This window comes from Parasutterella muris (genome assembly GCF_009767915.1).
Classification (GTDB): Bacteria; Pseudomonadota; Gammaproteobacteria; order Burkholderiales; family Burkholderiaceae_F; genus Parasutterella; species Parasutterella muris.
Genome location: NZ_WSRP01000123.1, coordinates 1 through 438, shown reverse-complemented (window position 1 = coordinate 438; position 438 = coordinate 1). Strand labels below are relative to the sequence as shown.

Annotated in this window: 1 protein-coding gene; it reads left to right on the top strand. The window is 50.5% G+C overall.

The genetic code is table 11. From position 1 onward, the window contains the following. Window positions 1-438, top strand: a 438-nt coding sequence (locus E5987_RS12855; protein WP_277613509.1) for a phage tail sheath C-terminal domain-containing protein, incomplete at both ends; no start/stop codon positions are given.

The window sequence follows — 438 nt, the reverse complement described above, 5'->3', positions numbered from 1 at the left end:
GCAGAACGCGGCTAAATTGTCTATTGATCCGGCTCGTCCCACTCAAACGTTAGAGCTGATCGGCATCACTTCAGCGCCTCACGGCAAGCGCTTTACCATGAGTGAGCGCCAAGTACTTCTCACAAACGGTATCGCCACCGAGTACACGGAATCCGGCTACATGAGAGTGGAAAGAGCCGTCACGACGTATCAAAAGAATCGTTTTGGTGATGAGGATAACTCGTATCTGGATTCCGAGACTCTGCACACGCTTGCCTACATCATTCGAGCTTTGAGAAGCTGTATTACAAGTAAATACCCGCGTCATAAGCTCGCAAGTGACGGTACGCGGTTCGGAGCCGGTCAGGCAGTGGTTACACCATCCATTATCCGCGGCGAACTTATCGCTATGTATACCAAGCTCGAGGACAAGGCGATTGTAGAAAACGCTGATTTGTT